Genomic DNA, 18,891 nt, shown 5'->3' on the forward strand with positions numbered 1-18,891 from the left:
GTAGCCGAATTATTCAGCTGGCCGCGCAGGAAAAAGAGTTGATAGTGGGCAGAAATTTAAATGAAACAGGCGCTTTGGCTCTGTCATATTTTTTTACCTTTGCAGACACAAAAACAACAGAATTTTTTATATTTTGGCCAAAAAAAACCCGCCAGTGCATTTACCCCTTACTGATCTGACCAGTAGCAATAAACCATCGGATAAATCTGAATAAGGCAAATTAGTACCGTGATATATAAGGGTTTATAATTGTCACGGTCCGGCATTAATCCTAATTAGCCCGGCAGTTTGTTTTTGAGATTGCAGTACAACTGCAAATTAATATACAGTTTTGGTTATCGTTCTGCGGCAATGTGTAATAAAGCGTTTGCTGTTAACCTTGCCCGACAGACGATGTTTGACCCTCTGAGCAGAATAAGCTTCATCTCGCCACCACCAGGGCGTTACACGGGGCAGGTCGCAAGACCTGCTCTTTTTTTCAGGCGTCACTTTTACGCTACAGGCTGTCAGTTTTGCGCCAGCCAGCGGCAACCCGGCCTGACAAAATGGCAATTCCCCCTTCAGGAGAACTGCCATGTTATTGCACCCTAATGAAAAATATATTGCCTTTCCCCCTCAGCCATTAACGAACCGCCAGTGGCCGGATAACGTGCTGCACCGGGCACCGCGCTGGCTTTCAACCGATCTGCGCGATGGCAATCAGGCACTGGCCGAGCCGATGGATATTGGCCGTAAAAAAGCGTTCTGGCAGCTTTTGTTACAGTGCGGCTTTAAGGAAATTGAGGTGGCATTTCCTGCCGCTTCACAAACTGATTTTAATTTTGTCCGCGAGCTAATCGAAAAGAATCTGATCCCTGACGATGTCACCATTCAGGTGCTGACGCAGGCCAGAACAGAGCTCATTGAAAGAACCTTCAGCGCATTGCAAGGTGCAAAGCGTGCCACGCTGCATTTATATAACGCCACCGCGCCGCTGTTTCGCAAGCTGGTATTTTGCCAGAGCCGCGAAGAGATTGTTGCGCTGGCGGTCAAGGCAGCGCGGCAAATCAGAACGCTTTGTGAAGCGCATCCTGAAACGGAATGGACGTTCGAATATTCTCCGGAAACCTTCTGTTTTACTGAAATGGAGTTTGCACTGGAAATTTGCGAAGCCGTTGCCGCTGTCTGGCAACCTGACGCCTCCAGGCCAATGATTATCAATTTGCCCGCGACCGTGGAAGTTAATACGCCAAACGTGTATGCCGACCAGATTGAGTATTTCTGCCGTCATTTTTCCGTGCGCGATAAGGTCTGTATTAGCGTGCATCCGCATAACGATCGCGGAACCGGCATCGCCTGTGCCGAACTGGCGATGCTGGCCGGAGCGGATCGTATTGAAGGCTGCCTGTTTGGCAACGGCGAACGTACCGGCAACGCCGACCTGGTGACGCTGGCGCTGAATCTTTATAGCCAGGGCATTGCGCCCGGCCTGGATTTCAGCCAGATAAAACAGGTGGTCGACGTGGTGGAACAGTGCAATCAACTGCCGGTACATCCGCGCCATCCCTATGCTGGCGAACTGGTCTTTACCGCCTTTTCCGGCTCGCATCAGGACGCGATTAAAAAAGGCTTTGCCGCACGCCAGCAAAATGCCACGGCGCTGTGGGAAATGCCCTATCTGACCATCGATCCGGCCGATATCGGCTGTAGCTACGAAGCGGTTATCCGCGTTAACAGCCAGTCAGGGAAAAGCGGCGCGGCGTGGATGATTGAGCAAAATCATGGTCTGCAACTGCCGCGAGCGCTGCAACAACATTTTAGCCTGCACGTGCAGGAGCAGGCTGACAGCGAAGGTGGCGAAATGACCCAGGCGGCTATCTGGCAGCTGTTCCGCCAGCTGTACGGCCTGGCTTCACCCGCTTTACAGTTGAGCGACTACGCTACGCGCAGCGAAGGCGGCGAGCTGCTGTTTCAGGGCGACATTGTGCATCATGGCAAACGGCAAAAGCTTGAGGGGAAAGGCAACGGTCTGTTATCCGCAGCGACTACGGCGCTAAGCCGACATTTTCACCTGTCGCTGTCGATTCAGGACTATCACGAGCACAGCCTGGGCCAGCGCAGCGACAGCCGTAGCGCCACCTGCCTGCGCTGCATATTGCCTGACGGCAGCAGCAGCTGGGGCGTTGGCATCAACAGCGACGTCGCGCGAGCTTCACTACAGGCTTTGCTCAACGCGGTTGCTTACTGGCTGCCTCTTTCCGGAAAATAGTCGCTGGGCGACACGCCTAAAATACGGCGGAACATAGCGCTAAAGGCGCTGTGGCTTTCGTAGCCCATATCCAGCGCTACGCGCAGGACCGAATCTCCGGCTGCCAGCCGCGTCAGCGCCGCCATCAGCCGGGCGCGCCTGACCCAGTCACTGAACTGCAGCCCGGTTTCCTGATAAAAACGCCGCGCCAGCGTCCGACTACTGATATTCAGCTGCGCGGCGCTGTTTTCCAGCAGCCAGCGCCCGGCGGGTTCCGCCTGAATGCGCTGGCACAAAGCCAGTATAGGGGCGCTATCGGGCTCGGGCAGGTTAAACGGCAGCACGTTCATCACCCGGATTTCGTCCAGAATCAGTTCATAAATCCGCTCGGTGCGCGTGGCGGGCCGATAGCTTTCCGGCAGCGCCAGCGAAGCCACAATCAGCTCACGCAGCAGCGGCGAGACCTGTACCACCTGACAACTGGCGGGAAGATCGGCACGGGCCAGCGGATCGATAAACAGCGTTCGCGCCGCCACTTTTCCTGTTATCTGCAACGCATGCCGGACACCGGCGGGCAGCCAGACGCCACGGCCCGGCGGCACTATCCAGCTACCCGCATCGGTGGTCACCTTAATAACACCGCTCAGGCTATGCAGCAGCTGAGCACAGTCGTGATGGTGCAGCGGTTCGCTTTCGCCATGCTGGTAGTCGTGCGCCAGCGGCACCAGCGGACGAGTGGTAAAACAAGGAACAAAGGTGGTCGACATAGACTTTTCCGATCGGCAAGGGCCGGAAAAAGTTAGCATATTTTACGCGAACTGACGTTATTCAGCGGCGGCCAGTTTTAGCTGTCCCGTTTCAGAACCGGAAGGCTTAATGACTATCTCAATATCGCACCCCAGGCGATTAAGGCAATCCATCAGCTTACGTTCTGACAGATTGGTAAAATCTCCCCGAAGTAAATTAGACACTTTTGCCTGGCTTATTCCCATCCGTTTTCCAGCCGCTACCTGAGACAAATCAAGCAAACGCATGGTCTTAATAATTTCAATCGCCAGGCCGGATTTAATTTTAAGTTTGTCCGCATCTCGCAGGCCAAGATCGGCAAATACATTGCCAGAACTGTGCTCAACGGCAATACCGTTAATGGTTTTGTTTTTCATTTTTTATCTCCTGTGCGACTACAGCAGCTACTTTGAGACGGTTTCGGATAATTTCCATATCTTCCTTTGGCGTAGCGATGCCCTGCTTACTTTTCTTCTGAAAAGCATGTAGCACAAAGACAGCCTCAGCAAACTTAACGGTATAGACCGCACGATAAGTTCCTCCTGTATCATCTTCAACCACTTCCAATACGCCAGCGCCGCCAAACCCCTTCAAAACTTTAGCACCAGGATGTTTTTCACCGCGTTGGGCAAAATCCAGCGCAAAACCAAAAAAGTGCTGCACATTCTTTGGCAGTGATAGCAGATCCTTCTTACTACTGCCGATCCAAATCAGCGGTTTCTCTCCCTGAATAATCATTTCCTGTACCTTTCCTGGTATTCATACACGCCCCATACCTGAAAAGGTATAGCACAGAAGTAAGGGCAAAGGAACGATCTTTAACGACTATATGCTAATGACAGGACAGGAAATTTTTATCTGAAAGGGCGATCAAAAGCGCGGGTTATGGCAGAAGGCACAGAGTGACCAACCATAACCCGCCGTACTGTTAGCGAAACACGCTAATCGCTTCGACCAGACGCGTCGCCTGCCAGGTCATACGATCGGACGCCTGCGCGCCTTCTTCTACCTTTTCGGCATTCTGGTGCGTGATGTTATCCAGATCCTCTACCGCCAGGCTGACTTCGCTTAGCGCCGTCGCCTGTTCGGAAGTGGCCGCGCTAATCTGCGCAATCAGCGAGGTGACGTTCTGCACCTGAGAAACGATGTTCTCCATCGTTTTACCCGCGTCATTCACATGTTCGCTGCCCGACTCTACCTTCAGCGCGCTGTTTTCAACCAGCGTTTTGATTTCGCTGGCGGCTTTTGCGCTGCGCTGGGCCAGGCTACGTACTTCGCCCGCTACCACGGCAAAGCCTTTGCCCTGCTCTCCGGCACGTGCAGCTTCTACGGCGGCGTTTAACGCCAGAATATTGGTCTGGAAAGCGATCCCGTCGATCACGCTGGTAATGTTAGCGATCTTCTTCGAGCTGTCGGCGATCTCCGCCATCATGCTGACCATATCCTTCATGACGATGCCGCCTTTAGTCGCCGCATCGCGCGTGCTGGCAGACAGCGTGTTCACCTGCTGCGCCGTCTCGGTATTGCTTTTTACCGTGGCGGTCATTTCGTTCATGGTGGCCGCGGTTTGCTGCACGTTAGCCGCAGCCTGCTCGGTGCGGCGGCTAAGCTCGTTGTTACCCTGGGCGATAGAATCGCTGGCGCTCAGCACGTTAATCGCCTGGCCGCTGACGTCATCCACCAGCCAGCGGAACATCAGGCCCAGCTGGCCGACGGCCCGCAGCGTGGTGCCAATTTCATCTACGCGATCCATTTGATCAACCTGATGGCAGGCCCCTGTCGCCACGCTCAGCGCCTGTTTGCACAACCGCTCCAGGGGACGGGAAATCTGCTGTTCCAGCCAGCCAGACGCCAGCAGCAGTAGCACGGCCAGCAGCGCGCTGAATATCGCCAGCGACGAATCAGGCAGCCCCAGCGCCCAGACGCCACCAACGGCCAAAGGCCACAGCGCCATCAGCGTGGAACGGATACGCCAGCGCAGCGGCATGGTTTTAAATATCGACGCCCAGCGCAGCATGCCGGTACGCACCAGCAGCCCTTTGTGAAAACGCCAGCCTGTACGTTTACCTTCGTTGAATTCTTTATAAAGCTTTTCGGTTTGTTTAACTTCCTGCGCCGCAGGTTTAGTACGCACGGACATATAGCCCTGCACCTGACCCTGCCGCACGACGGGAATGGCGTTAGCGCGCACCCAGTAGTGATCGCCGTTTTTACGCCGGTTTTTTACCAGCGCGCTCCACGGTTCGCCCTGCCTGAGCGTTGTCCACATATCGGCAAAGGCTTCTGGCGGCATATCCGGATGGCGCACCAGGTTATGAGGCTGACCATTAATCTCTTCCGGCGTAAAGCCGCTGACTTTAATAAAAGCATCGTTTGCGTAGGTGATATGGCTGCTGGTGTCGGTGGTCGACATGAGCGTGGCATGATCGTCAAACACAAATTCCTGCTGTGTTACGGGTTGGTTCGTGCGCATTGGGTAAATCCTTGAAGCGATGACCAGGATTGGGCTTTGAGTAAATGAATTATCTTTTTTTATATTTTCGGCGCGGCAGGCACGAACTTTAGCTTTTTAAGCCAATTTTTGTCCAAACGGTAAAAAGTGAGAGGTGCGTCAACGCATTGACTATAAAGAAAAGTCTTGATTTTCCAGGCCAGGAAGACCTTAGAAAGGGTAAGCTATTATTATGCAGGAAAATTTTAGTTTCCCCGCCATGCAGACGGATAAAAAAGCGGGCCAGCAAATGCTTGCCCGCCGTGTTAACTCAGAACGTCCACCTTACGCCCGCGTTGTAGCCCCAGCCTTTAGCGCCGTTGCCGTTAATCTCTTTGCGGTAGTCAGCTTCTGCATAGAGCGAAACATTGTTACGGAAGGTCGTGGTGCCGCCAACGCCCACTTCCCACATCTGGCCGAACTCCCCGCTGCTGAAGGTACTTTCAAGCCCATCAACGTTTTTCGCGCCAACGGTGGTTTTGGCTTTGCCGCCCCAGCCTTTGTAGTAGTTGGTGCGCAGGTAAGGCGTGTACTGACGTCCGCTGTCATCGCTCCAGCGGCGATCCAGCTTCGCGCCGACGCGGCCAATGGTCTGGTTGTAGTCGTCGTAGCTCACCGCCAGGTTATCTTTATCGCTGAAGTTATCCATCCCCAAATGCAGGTAAGTTAGCTGGGCCTGCGGCTCCAGACGAACGCCGCTACCCAGTTCAAACGGATAGCCGCTCTCCAGCGAGGCGCTCCAGCCCTTGCCTTTGATCTTCGCCACTTTTTGCTGACGAGCGATATCCGTTTCGCCGCGATGCCAGCTGTAAGAAAGCGTGCCGTCCAGGTAGAAGCCGCTCTCCTGAAGCCAGGTGGAATAGAGCGCCAGCGTGTCGCTGTCAAAGGTCGTACTGCTGTAACCATCTGCCGCATCCGGACGGATCCGGCTATTGCCGCGCGTATAGGCTACGCCGCCGCGCAGGCTGCTGCTTTCGCCATCCAGACGCAGGACGTTGCCGCCAACCTGTAGCGCGCTGTAATCCATATCAAAGTTATAGCCAAAGTCCTTAAAGCTCTGGCTGGTGCTGTAGCGCATGTTAGAACCGGTATAGCGCAGGAACATCTCGCCGCCGATATCGCCCTGCTGTTGGCCCTGACGCAGTTCGCCAAGACGGTTATGCAAATCGTTAAGCGTTGCCGCCGAGTAATAAGCCAGGCCAACCGGGGCGGAGACGTAGGAAGGAACCTGCGGCATAACGGCCGCGCGTGCAGAATCGCCGTGGCTGACAAAGCCGTTAGCCAGACGATAGTCCCAGAACTGATTGCCGCTACCGTCGACCAGCCGCTGGCTGGCGTCGCTGCTGCCTGGCGCAAAACTGTAAAGGTCATAGCGCCACGGGCCGGCCGCCAGATAGCCACCTTTTAGCGCAAAGCTGCTGGCGCTGGCGCTGCCCGCTACCTGCGCCAGCGAGGTACCTTCGTTCGCTTCGGTCATGCCGTTCTGGTTAACGTCGCTTATTGCCCCGGTGCTGCCCACCGCTGGCGTGACGTCTATCAGCGTAACGCCGTTAGCGTCGCCCGTTACGCGTAAGGTGTCGCTGCTCTGGCTGCTTAACGCTCCGCCGCCGTTCAGCGCGCTGGCCAGCTTCAGCGTGCCGTACAGCGAGTTCAGCGTGCCGTCGATGGTGAGCGTGTTGCCCGGCGATCCTGCCCCGTTGGTCAGGTCCAGCGTACCGGCGTTGTTAACCACCAGCGAATCGTCCGTCCTGCCCGCCAGCACCGGGTTAACGTTGTTACCGGCATACAGCGTTGAGGTGGCGTCGATATTGATGGTGCTGTGTGCCAGCTTCAGGTTATTGGTCAGCGTCCAGTCGGTGTCATAGAAGTTGATGGTGCTCCAGCCCGCGCCCAGGTTGACGCCGCGGCTTGCATCATCGCTGGCCAGCGAGGCACCGCTGGCCGAGATGTTACTGAAGTTCAGCGTACTGCCTTCGCCGCCATCCGTGGTGATGTGGCTGACGTTGGCCAGGCTGACGTTTTCCACATAGGCCTTATTGTCCACGCCGCTGCCCATGGTCACGCTGCCGTCAATGGTGCCGCCGGTTAACGCCACCACGTCGCTACCATCGCCGGTGGTGACGTTACCCACTACCGAGCCATCCAGCAGCAGGATCCTGTTGCCGGAGGTGCCGCCAGCAACCAGTACCGTATCCGGATACTGCGCGTTGAGCGTGCCTTCGTTGATAAATAGCGTGGTGCCGCCGCGCAGATCGATGACCGGCGCTTCGGTACTCCAGGAGAAGATATCTCCCCGGTTAATGACTTCGCTGGCGGTGCTGGTCACTATCGCCGAGCCGCCGGTTTCGGTGGTCACATAGATATTGCCGTTGGAAGTGACTGTACCGGTCGTATTCGCCCGGATCCCCGTACCGCCGCTGCCGACCAGAATGGTGCCGCCCGAGACCAGATCGTTGCTGGTGGTAGAGCCATCGGCATTAGCGAAGGTGTAGCCCGTCGCGCCGTCTGAAGGTTCAATTACCGGAGAACTTTGTGGATTGAGCGAGGTGGCGGAGCGGATACCGCTGCTGCCTGCGCCCCTGGCGTAGATATAGATGTTAGCCAGGGTAATATTGCTGATTTCACCCAGGTTATTAACCGCGCTGCCACCGCCTTCCGCCGTCAGGGTCGTGCCATCGACATAGAGCCCCGCGGCCCCTTTATCGACCCGAATAGCATCCGCGCCGTTTTGCCCGGTAATCTGGTTTTGGAAGACGCCATCGCCAGAGACTAAAACGTTGCCGTTATCGCCTACGCGAATGGCTGCGGTGCCGCCCGCGACAAGCGTTGCGCTCGTCGGGAAGTACTGCACGGTGCCGTCAGTCACGTCCATGCCGATACCGGAGGCCACGTTGACATTGCCAGCGTTGAAGATAGTGCCGCCGTTGGTCACGCGAAAGGCGGTGCTGCCACTGCCGGTCAGATCGACGGCGGAACCAAAGGCCAGCGATGCGCTTGCGCCGTTGCTGAGATCGTAAGCGGTAGACTGGGTGCCTCCGCCCGAGATCGTAGAAATGTTATAGACCGACGTGTATTCACCATCGGCAGAAACCGCCGTGGAACCGCTGCCGGAACTCAGCATAACAGGATTAGTAATCGTTGCGCTTGACCCGCTGCGCAGCTTGATAGCGGTTGCGCCGTTACTGATATTAAAGACATCCGTTTCGCCAATATAAGAGTTATCAGAAGCATCAAGACCGACGCTGTGAGGAGCGGACAAGGTAATATCCGCTGGCGTCATGGACTCAAACCAGGCACCGTTGGTCAGGCGGTATAACGTTGACGCACTCATATCAATAGTGGTCTGCCCGCCGTTGCTGGTGATGTTAGAAAAAGCGCCGTCTGCCCAGTACCCTGTCATCCCGTCATTTTTATAACTAAAATTAATGCTGCTGCTGTCGCCCACAAAGATCTTCCCGCCATTTATCGCTTTACCGCCTACGGCCTCCGTGTCTTCCAGATAAATGTGGCCATTCTGATAAACCTGGGCCAGCGGCCCGTCGGCTACCACGCCGTAGGAAGGCTTATTAATAATGGAAAGATCTATCGCTCCCGTATTGGTGATAACGGTTGGCGTCGCGCCATCGCCTTCAGAATAGTCGCCTCTGGCGTACAGCCCGGTGCTGCCGTCCCAGATAGAAATCTGGCCGCTGTTGTTTACCGTTGCCCCGCTCTCGGCGCGAATGCCTGTGGCCTGACCGTACAGATTAATTCTTCCCGTATTGGTCAGGCTTGCCTTGTTTATCGCCCTCAGCCCGGTTTCGCCAGTCAGGCCGACGCTGGTGAATTCATCGGTGATGTTGGCGCTGCTGGTTAGCGTTGATCCCTCACCATCCACTACCGCGCCTGTGGCATTACTCCCGCTTAGATGAAGAGTAGTTGCCTTAGGCTGCCCGCTCGACGTGCCGTTATTTAAAGAGGCATGAGCCCCGTTGGTAATGCTAAGGCCGGTGGCGTTCTCACCGATATTAAACGTTGTACCGTTGGTATTGACCACCGTACCGCTACCGCTGGCGGCAATGCCGGTAGAGAACGCGGTCTGCGGCTCAATATAAAGATCACTGCCGCCCTCAAAATCAGCGCCGTTTTCAAAGCGAAAAATCGTCGCGTAGCTGGCTTTATCGTATGTTCTGTAGGTACCGTAATTCAGATCGTTAATTTTCGCGTTGGCCCCGCTAACCAGATAGCCAATCTGGTAGCCAGCGTTATGCAGCTCTATCTGCTTGTCGAGATCGACAGTTGCATTCCCTTCGGCGCGAACGCCCACCGCGCCAGTGCCGTTAAGATTAATTGTCCCGCTAACATGCGCGTAAGCGTTTCCACCGTCTTCGCCTTGTACCCAAACCGCCGTATTCCAGTTGTCGCTTTCCGGGCTGGCATTGCCGTTGACGTTAATGGTACCGTCCGACCAGGCGCTGGCGCTGTTGCCGCTGGAGGCCACTACTTTCAGGCCGGTGCCGTTGTCACCGTTCAGATTGATGGTTCCCGAATTACCGACCTGCCCACCGCTGCCGGAATCGGTTACCAGCATGGCGATATTTTCGTCCGCGCTGGTGCCTGTATAGCCGTTAACATCAATAACGCCTTTGTTTTGCACGCGCGCGTTCGGGCCGTTGATCACTTCCATCGCGGTGCTGCCCTGGGTCAGCGAACCGAGTACGATATGGCCATTATTGATGGCGGTGCCGTCCCCAATAATATAAATCCCTTTGGAACCGTTCAGGTGGGTATCGCTTGTTTTACCCTTTACGCTGTTTTGCGGCGTGCGCCCAAGATAGAGCGTGCCGTCAGCGGCATTGGTGAAGCTGGCGCCTTCGCCGTTAACAAAAACGCCCTGCGTTGAACTGTAATCCGCCACGCCAACGTTAATGTTGCCGTGGTTGGTGACACGGCCCTCAAATATCCCCAGCGCGCTGCCGTTGCCTGCGGCATTGAGCACGCCCATATTATAAAAAATGCTGTCACGCCCCGTTAACCTGACCGCGTTGCTGAAACTGTTGTAGCCGATGGTTGAGGTATCCACGCCGGTGCCGTTGGCATTATTGAAAAAACCGCCGTTAATCACGCCGTTGTTATAGCCTGTACTGCCGCTCAGCAGATCGAGCGCGTCACCGTCTGTCGTGCTTTGGCTGGTGCTGGAGAGTTTGCCATTAACGATAGCCCTGGCGCCGTTTTCGGCCAGCATCGCGCTGCTGGCGTTCGCCACTTCCAGCTTGCCGTTAATCCGCGCGGTAGCGTTTTTGCCGTCGGCGCTAATCACCACCAGTTCCCCGATCGGCTGGGCGGCCTCGTCATCCAAATCCTGCGCAACAATGCCATAAACAAGCTGCCCGCTGGTAATGGTCACCGCTTTATCCAGTTCAGTGGTATAGCTGTCCGGATCGAGCCTGCTCAGGCTTAGCTGTTTGATGAGCCAGTTATTGTAACTTTTAAAGCCTTCGAAGCTGGTGATATTGAAATTGGTGGTGACGTGATCGGTAGTAGTAACGCTGAACTTCCCTTTGTAGTAGGCGACATTATCAACCGGCAAGGTTAGATAAGGCCCGCCGTAAGGCGGAAGCTGCGCGGTAAAGCTGATGCGGTTGCTGGCGTTCCAGTTCATCGTGCCGCTGCCGGTGGCAGTGAACAGCCGGCTCTGTTTGGCCGCCATGCTCCAGGCGTTGGTCTCTGCCGTGCTTGCCGCGCCCGCCTTGCCGATATCAACGTTGATAGTGCCTTTGCTGACCTGCGCTACGCGGGTATTGATATATTGCCCGCCTTTGACGTCAACATAGTTTGGCACTTCGGTATCCAGCCCAATCGGCGGGGTTTCCACCATACCGGCAGAATTGTAAGCGTAGAACTCCTTATAGCCGCCGTTCTCCCAGTCCGGAATTTCAACGACGTAATCCGGCATGCCGGGATCGAGTCCTGGCCTGGTTGCCAGCGACAGGTCCGGGTTGCTGACCATGCTTTGCAGCTCTCGCAGCGTAAAGCTCTGCGCGCTGCTCAGGCCAGGGGCAAACTGCTGGATACCGCTAAGCGTTTGCGTCGATCCGTTGCATACGCAAAAGACGCCGACTTTATTATCGTTAACGTAAGGCGAAAACGGTTTAAGCGTCGCCGCCAGGGTGTCAGAAACAGGGATAACCACTCCCTGCGCCGCAATAAGGCTTATGACAAGGGGATGTAATTTGAACAAGGATATTTCCTCCAGAGAAGAAGAAAAAAAACCGTAAAATATCTCGCCGTAATTAATGTCCTGATGTAAGAACATTACGCAGCGTGGCGAAAGATTAAGAAATGTTAATGCCAATAACATCACCGCAGACAGGAAAGATCCATACAAAGTTGCGGCCATTATCCGCAAACGCAGTAATTTAAGAATAATACCGTTAGCCTTTATATTTATGGCTGGCCCGTTAAATACTGGCTATTCTCTTTATTAACAGGATAATTACCGCCTGATTCAGTCGCGATAAAAGGCAGAGAAAAAAAGGGGGGAAATAGCGTGAGAGAAAAGGATTACCGACTACAAAAAATTTATAGCAATTTTAAAAATAATACGCCAGCCGGTTTATTAACAATTTAAAACAGGTAATTGTGTATGCATAAAAAAGAACAGCGCCATGTTAAATAATCCAGCAGCACGGCGGGTATTTGCTGAGCCAAAAAAAAATGGCCCGCAGGCCATTTCTTAAAGCGGGTCATTAATCAGGAAGCCGCGCCCAGGCGCTTAAACTTCGCTTCATAGGCCACCGCCTGCTCGGCATCAAACTGGTTTTCCCACTTGGCAATCACCAGCACCGCCAGCGCGTTACCTACCACGTTGAGCGCGGTACGAGCCATATCCATAATGCGGTCAACGCCAGCGATAAACGCCAGGCCTTCCAGCGGAATACCCACGCTACCCAGCGTAGCCAGCAGCACCACGAAAGAAACGCCCGGTACGCCGGCAATCCCTTTAGAGGTTACCATCAGCGTCAGTACCAGTACGATTTCCTGACCGATAGAGAGGTCGATACCGTACAGCTGCGCGATAAAGATCGCGGCGATACTCTGATAAAGCGTGGAACCATCCAGGTTAAACGAGTAGCCGGTCGGCACCACAAAGCTGGTAATCGACTTCGGCGCGCCGTAAGCCTCCATCTTTTCCATGATCTTCGGCAGCACCGTTTCAGAGCTGGAAGTGGAGTAAGAAAGAATCAGCTCATCTTTCAGAATGCGCATCAGCGTGGTGATGCGCAGCTTGCAGATACGCGCCACCGAACCCAGCACCACAAAGGCAAAGAACAGAATGGCGACGTAAACCAGGATCACCAGCTTGGCCAGCGGCCACAGCGAGGCAAAACCAAAGTTAGCAATGGTCACCGAGATCAAAGCAAACACCCCAATCGGCGCATAGCGCATGATCATGTTGGTAACTTTAAACATGGTTTCCGAAGTGGAACGGAACACGTTCAACAGCGGCTCACGCTGCTCTTTAGGCAGTGATGACAGCCCCAGACCAAACAGAACCGAGAAGAAGATAATCGGCAGCATGTCGCCTTTGGCTATCGCCGCAAAAATATTCTGCGGGATCAGCGAAAGGAGCGTGGTGACCAGGCTATGCGCGCCGCCCTGCACCTGCGCCGTGGTGGCTTCATACTTAGAGATGTCCACCGTTGCCAGCGTCGACATATCAATGCCGTAGCCAGGTTGAAACACATTCGCCAGGGTAATCCCTACCACAATGGCAATGGTGGTTATCACTTCAAAATAGAGGATGGTTTTGACGCCAATCCGCCCCAGTTTTTTCGCATCGCCCACGCCGGCGATCCCGACAATAAGCGTGGAAATCACGATAGGCACAACAATCATCTTGATCAGGTGAATAAAGATATCGCCAGCAGGACTAAGAATATTAGCGATTAACCATTCACGATCTGACGGTTGATTATGCAGTATCGCGCCAACGATGATCCCCAGTACCAACGCCGTCAATATTTGCCAGGCAAGGCTGAATTTTGCAGCTTTCATAATAGTTTTTTCCTTAACAAAACCCGCTCTCCGCGTCTTTAATGCGGAGTACTCACTCTCAAGGGAAGCAGGCCGATGTCGGCGAATTCGCGGATAATGGATAGTTGATACCTGATTTGCAGGCGCGTAATCAGTACCATTTTCACGGGTATAAATGCAACCCTAAGTGATATATGGCTAAACTATCATCACTGTGCAGGATAAAGCTCTGGAATTTCAGCGTATTATTAAGCCGTTGTTATAATTAGTAATATTTGGCTGATATCGCGCATAGCTATGCAGCCGTCAGAAAAGTTATCGCCAGTCCTTCCCGGTTCGGTTGTACTTTTTTTAGCCATAAAATTTAGCTTAAGTGCAAGCCAGCCCGGCCAGAACGGCGGAAAATTTCATCATAACGCGCTAACTTTTTCACCGTTTCCGCCCTCCCTTGTGATCCGTGGCGCAAAAAGCGAACAAAGCCCGGCGGCTCGCTCCATCCAACCTTTGATTGACATATTATTAACAACTTCAAGGAGAGTAGCCATGAGCCAACAACACCGACATCCCGTTCCCGCAAATATTGCGGAAAATACGCTGATTACTGCCCAACAGTACCAGTCGATGTACCAGCAATCCGTGCAGGACCCTGATGCATTCTGGGGCGAACAGGGCAAAATCCTCGACTGGATTAAACCCTATACCCGCGTAAAAAATACCTCGTTCGCACCGGGCAACGTTAACGTTCGCTGGTATGAGGACGGCACCCTGAACCTGGCGGCCAACTGTCTGGATCGCCATTTGCACAACCGTGGCGACCATCCGGCCATTATCTGGGAAGGCGATGACGCCAGCGAAAGCAAAACCCTGACCTTTCGGGAACTGCACCGCGAAGTCTGCCGCTTTGCCAATGCGCTAAAAGAGCTGGGCATCAACAAAGGCGACGTAGTAGCTATTTATATGCCGATGGTGCCGGAAGCCGCGGTCGCCATGCTGGCCTGCGCACGCATCGGCGCGGTGCACTCGGTAATTTTTGGCGGCTTTTCGCCAGAGGCCGTGGCGGGCCGCATTATCGACTCCGCCGCTAAGCTGGTGGTGACCGCCGACGAGGGCGTGCGCGCCGGACGTACTATTCCACTAAAGAAAAACGTCGACGAGGCGCTGGCTAATCCAGGCGTTACCACCATTACCAACGTAGTGGTGTTCCGCCGTACCAGCGCGGATATCAGCTGGAACAGCCGCGATCTCTGGTGGCACGAGCTGGTTAACAAAGCCAGCGCCCACCACCAGCCGGAAGAGATTGGTGCGGAAGATCCGCTGTTTATCCTCTATACCTCTGGTTCCACCGGCAAGCCGAAAGGCGTGCTGCATACCCCCGGCGGCTACCTGGTTTATGCCGCGACAACCTTTAAATACGTTTTTGACTATCACAACGACGACGTTTACTGGTGCACCGCCGACGTCGGCTGGATTACCGGCCACAGCTATCTGCTGTATGGCCCGCTGGCGCTGGGCGCGACCACGCTGATGTTTGAAGGCGTGCCCAACTGGCCAAAACCAAGCCGTATGGCGGAAGTGGTTGATAAGCACAAGGTGACGCTGCTCTATACCGCGCCAACCGCCATTCGTGCGCTGATGGCCGAAGGCGACAAAGCAATTAGCGGCACCGACCGCTCGACGCTGCGTATTCTGGGTTCGGTCGGTGAGCCAATCAATCCGGAAGCGTGGGAGTGGTATCACCAGAAAATCGGCAACGGCCGCTGCCCGATTGTGGATACCTGGTGGCAGACGGAAACGGGCGGTTTTATGATTACGCCGCTGCCTGGCGCCACCGAGCTGAAAGCCGGTTCGGCCACGAAACCTTTTTTTGGCGTCCAGCCCGCGCTGGTCGATAACGAAGGTAACGCGCTGGAAGGCGCATGCGAAGGCAACCTGGTGATTGTCGATTCCTGGCCAGGCCAGGCGCGCACGCTGTTTGGCGATCACGACCGCTTTGAACAGACCTACTTTTCTACCTTCCGCAATATGTATTTCAGCGGTGACGGCGCGCGGCGCGATGAGGATGGCTATTACTGGATCACCGGCCGCGTAGATGATGTGCTGAACGTTTCAGGGCACCGTCTGGGAACGGCGGAAATCGAATCCGCGCTGGTTTCACATCCCAAAATTGCCGAAGCGGCGGTGGTTGGCATTCCACACAATATTAAAGGTCAGGCTATTTATGCCTATATCACGCTGAACAGTGGCGAAGAACCGTCGCCGGAGCTTTATAGCGAGGTACGCGCCTGGGTACGTAAAGAGATTGGCCCGATTGCCACACCGGATATTTTGCACTGGACGGATTCGTTGCCAAAAACCCGCTCCGGCAAAATCATGCGCCGTATTCTGCGCAAAATTGCCGCCGGAGATACCAGCAATTTAGGCGATACCTCTACCCTCGCCGATCCGGGCGTAGTGGAAAAACTTCTGGAGGAGAAGCAGGGAATTGCCATGCCCTGACGGCAGCAGGAAATAACAGCAGCAAACGGGCAGCGGATTAAAAAAATAACGCTGCCCTTTATTTATCCCTTTCAACTCGTTTTCCGATGATGAGGCATTACTGGCGCGCGCGGCTGATAAATGGCGAGCAAGGCCAGTTCCTATAATTTCTCTGGAGATTTGGTGATGAACGATATTTATCAGCGAATTGAAAACAGCGCGCGCTTTAAAGAGCTGGTTAAAAAACGCCAGGCTTTTGCCCTGCTGCTTTCAATCATTATGCTTGTTCTCTACGTCGGCTTTATTCTGTTAATTGCCTTCGCCCCTGGCTGGCTCGGTACGCCGCTCGATGCCCATACCAGCGTGACGCGAGGTATTCCCATTGGTATTGGCTTAATTATTATCTCCTTCGTACTTACCGGCGTTTATGTGTGGCGGGCAAATGGGGAGTTCGACCGCTTAACGCGCGAGCTGCTGAACGAGGTGAAGGGATGAAACTTTTATATTTACTCCCGCTACTGCCTTTTTCTGCGGCGGCAGCCGATACCCTTAGCGGCGCGGTGCAAAAACAGCCGGTGAATAGCGAAGCCATCGTGATGTTTTTGATTTTTGTCGCGGCTACGTTGGGTATTACTTACTGGGCATCCAGGCGTACCCGTTCGCGCAGCGACTATTACACCGCCGGTGGCAATATTACCGGTTTGCAGAATGGCCTGGCGATGGCGGGCGACTTTATGTCGGCGGCTTCGTTTCTGGGTATTTCCGCGCTGGTTTATACCTCTGGCTATGACGGGCTGATTTACTCGCTGGGCTTTCTGGTCGGCTGGCCAATCATTCTGTTTTTAATCGCCGAGCGCTTGCGCAATCTGGGCCGCTATACCTTTGCTGACGTTGCCTCTTACCGCCTGAAGCAGCTGCCGATCCGCACGCTTTCCGCCTGCGGTTCGCTGGTCGTAGTAGCGCTTTATCTGATTGCGCAGATGGTTGGCGCGGGCAAGCTGATCCAGCTGCTGTTTGGCCTGGACTACCACGTCGCCGTGGTGCTGGTAGGCATTCTGATGATGCTTTACGTACTGTTCGGCGGCATGCTGGCCACGACGTGGGTGCAGATTATCAAGGCGGTGCTGCTGCTGTTTGGCGCCAGCTTTATGGCCATTATGGTGATGAAAACCGTCGGCTTCAGCTTTAATAATCTTTTTACCCAGGCGATGGCGGTGCACCCAAAAGGCGTGGCGATTATGCGGCCTGGCGGACTGGTGCAGGATCCGGTTTCCGCACTGTCGCTCGGGCTGGGACTGATGTTTGGTACGGCGGGCCTGCCGCATATTCTGATGCGCTTTTTTACGGTTAACGATGCCCGCGAGGCGCGTAAAAGCGTTTTCTACGCCACCGGTTTTATGGGCTACTTCTACTTCCTGACCTTTATTATCGGCTTTGGCGCAATCCTGCTGGTGGGTGCTAATCCAGCCTTTAAGGATGCGGCGGGCGTGCTGATTGGCGGCAACAATATGGCTGCGGTGCATCTGGCTGACGCCGTGGGCGGCAGTCTTTTCCTCGGCTTTATCTCCGCTGTTGCTTTCGCCACCATTCTGGCGGTGGTCGCCGGGCTAACCCTGGCGGGTGCATCGGCCGTGTCGCATGACCTGTATGCCAGCGTGGTCAAAAAAGGTCAGGCGACGGAAAAACAGGAGTTGCGCGTCTCAAAAATCACCGTGCTGGTGCTGGGCGTGGTCGCCATTGCGCTAGGGATTTTATTTGAGAAACAGAACATTGCGTTTATGGTCGGGCTGGCTTTCTCTATTGCGGCAAGCTGTAATTTCCCGATTATTCTGCTGTCGATGTACTGGTCAAAGCTGACCACGCGGGGCGCGATGGTAGGCGGCTGGCTGGGGCTGCTGACCGCGGTCCTGTTAATGATCCTTGGCCCGACGGTGTGGGTACAGGTGCTGGGTCATGCCAAAGCCGTCTTCCCTTATGAATATCCGGCGCTGTTTTCCATGCTGGTTGCGTTTATTGGTACCTGGCTTTTTTCCGTGACGGATTCTTCAAAAGAAGGCGAGCTGGAACGCCAGCGTTTTCAGGCGCAGTTTATTCGTTCGCAAACAGGCGTGGGGATTGAAAGCGGCAAAGGCCATTGAGGATTAAGCAAAACGAGCCTGGCTAACACCAGACTCGTTTTCAGGGGGATTTGCGCTCAACCGGGCAAATCCCTTATCCGTATCAGAAGTGTACGGATGCGCCAACGTATGGACCATCGGCAACAACGTTGTCTTTACGACCGTCTTTACCATCCATCGTCATGTACTGATAGCCAACGCGTACGTCAACCAGCGAGATTGGCTGGAAGCTGATGCCGCCAGACGCTTCCTGGTAGTCGTTGATATGGCTGGAGAACGAGTCCGGCGAGTAGTAGTACTGGCCGAATACGTTAAACATATTGGTCACAGGCAGATGAACGCCAACGCCTACTGCAATCGCATAACCATCTTTGTTATCTTTCGGATTGGTAGAAATGGCCTTCACGCCTGGCGTGATAAACGCGTCGCCCAGGCCAACATTGTAGCCAAGACCCAGGCTACCCATGCTGCCGTCGTGATCGCTGCGCAGCCAGTTGCCTGAAACCGCAAAACCGGTCGATGTAGTGCCCAGGCCAGCGTGCAGGTTGGTATAGTCACGACCTACGTCAATTCCGCCTTCAATCGCCTGCGCTGAACCTGCCAGCACCAGTAGCGCCAGAGCGCCTGCGGTAGTTGCCACTGCTTTCATTTTCTTCTCCTGATGAATTTTTTCTCGCCGTTTCCCGACGGCACCGGAGAGTAAACCATCATCAGCCAGAAGAAAATGAGAAAGCGACGAATACGGGCGCTCATTTAGTTAACGTTGCGGTCTGGCCGTA

At 54.5% G+C, this 18,891-nt stretch carries 11 protein-coding genes; 4 read left to right on the forward strand and 7 right to left on the reverse strand.

Features of this window, described 5'->3' with window-relative positions:
- Positions 1 to 574: 574 nt before the first annotated feature.
- A complete protein-coding gene (gene leuA / locus ACMGGR_RS19695; RefSeq protein WP_414147672.1) occupies positions 575 to 2,248 on the forward strand; it encodes a 2-isopropylmalate synthase in 1,674 nt (557 codons plus the stop codon).
- Here leuA and ACMGGR_RS19700 read toward each other — a convergent pair.
- From ACMGGR_RS19700 to gltP, 6 genes are all read right to left on the reverse strand, one after another.
- The gene (locus ACMGGR_RS19700) at positions 2,221 to 2,994 is read right to left on the reverse strand and encodes an AraC family transcriptional regulator (RefSeq protein WP_414147673.1); all 774 of its coding nucleotides are present in this window, start codon (positions 2,992 to 2,994) and stop codon (positions 2,221 to 2,223) included. The two genes, leuA and ACMGGR_RS19700, sit on opposite strands and share 28 nt — an antisense overlap.
- A 57-nt stretch (positions 2,995 to 3,051) precedes the next feature.
- Positions 3,052 to 3,390: a helix-turn-helix domain-containing protein gene (locus ACMGGR_RS19705; RefSeq protein WP_246761323.1), complete on the reverse strand. Its 339-nt coding sequence runs from the start codon at positions 3,388 to 3,390 to the stop codon at positions 3,052 to 3,054.
- Positions 3,371 to 3,751, reverse strand: coding sequence for a type II toxin-antitoxin system RelE/ParE family toxin (locus ACMGGR_RS19710; protein ID WP_246761322.1), 381 nt, complete (start codon positions 3,749 to 3,751; stop codon positions 3,371 to 3,373). The genes ACMGGR_RS19705 and ACMGGR_RS19710 overlap by 20 nt, the downstream gene beginning before the upstream one ends.
- 190 nt (positions 3,752 to 3,941) lie before the next feature.
- Entirely contained in the window at positions 3,942 to 5,486 is a 1,545-nt protein-coding gene (locus tag ACMGGR_RS19715; RefSeq protein WP_414147674.1) for a methyl-accepting chemotaxis protein, read from the reverse strand.
- A 289-nt stretch (positions 5,487 to 5,775) separates the two neighbouring features.
- Positions 5,776 to 11,724 carry an autotransporter outer membrane beta-barrel domain-containing protein gene (locus ACMGGR_RS19720; protein WP_414147675.1) on the reverse strand — a complete coding sequence of 1,983 codons (5,949 nt, stop codon included), beginning with the start codon at positions 11,722 to 11,724 and terminating at the stop codon, positions 5,776 to 5,778.
- A gap of 512 nt (positions 11,725 to 12,236) precedes the next feature.
- The gene (gene gltP / locus ACMGGR_RS19725) at positions 12,237 to 13,541 is read right to left on the reverse strand and encodes a glutamate/aspartate:proton symporter GltP (protein ID WP_246761319.1); all 1,305 of its coding nucleotides are present in this window, start codon (positions 13,539 to 13,541) and stop codon (positions 12,237 to 12,239) included.
- A 522-nt stretch (positions 13,542 to 14,063) separates the two neighbouring features.
- Here gltP and acs point away from each other — a divergent pair.
- From acs to ACMGGR_RS19740, 3 genes are all read left to right on the forward strand, one after another.
- Positions 14,064 to 16,016, forward strand: a complete 1,953-nt coding sequence (acs, locus tag ACMGGR_RS19730; RefSeq protein ID WP_414147676.1) for an acetate--CoA ligase — start codon at positions 14,064 to 14,066, stop codon at positions 16,014 to 16,016.
- 165 nt (positions 16,017 to 16,181) lie between these two features.
- The gene (locus ACMGGR_RS19735; RefSeq protein ID WP_414147677.1) at positions 16,182 to 16,490 is read left to right on the forward strand and encodes a DUF485 domain-containing protein; all 309 of its coding nucleotides are present in this window, start codon (positions 16,182 to 16,184) and stop codon (positions 16,488 to 16,490) included.
- On the forward strand, positions 16,487 to 18,133 hold the full coding sequence (locus tag ACMGGR_RS19740) for a cation acetate symporter (protein ID WP_414147678.1): 1,647 nt from the start codon (positions 16,487 to 16,489) through the stop codon (positions 18,131 to 18,133). The genes ACMGGR_RS19735 and ACMGGR_RS19740 overlap by 4 nt, the downstream gene beginning before the upstream one ends.
- 82 nt (positions 18,134 to 18,215) lie before the next feature.
- Here the strand turns inward: ACMGGR_RS19740 and ACMGGR_RS19745 are convergent, their stop codons facing one another.
- Entirely contained in the window at positions 18,216 to 18,761 is a 546-nt protein-coding gene (locus ACMGGR_RS19745; protein ID WP_246761315.1) for a YfaZ family outer membrane protein, read from the reverse strand.
- Between the last annotated feature and the right edge of the window lie 130 nt (positions 18,762 to 18,891).

The sequence above is a fragment of the Erwinia sp. BNK-24-b genome (assembly GCF_047456155.1).
In the GTDB taxonomy this organism is placed as follows: Bacteria; Pseudomonadota; Gammaproteobacteria; order Enterobacterales; family Enterobacteriaceae; genus Erwinia; species Erwinia phyllosphaerae.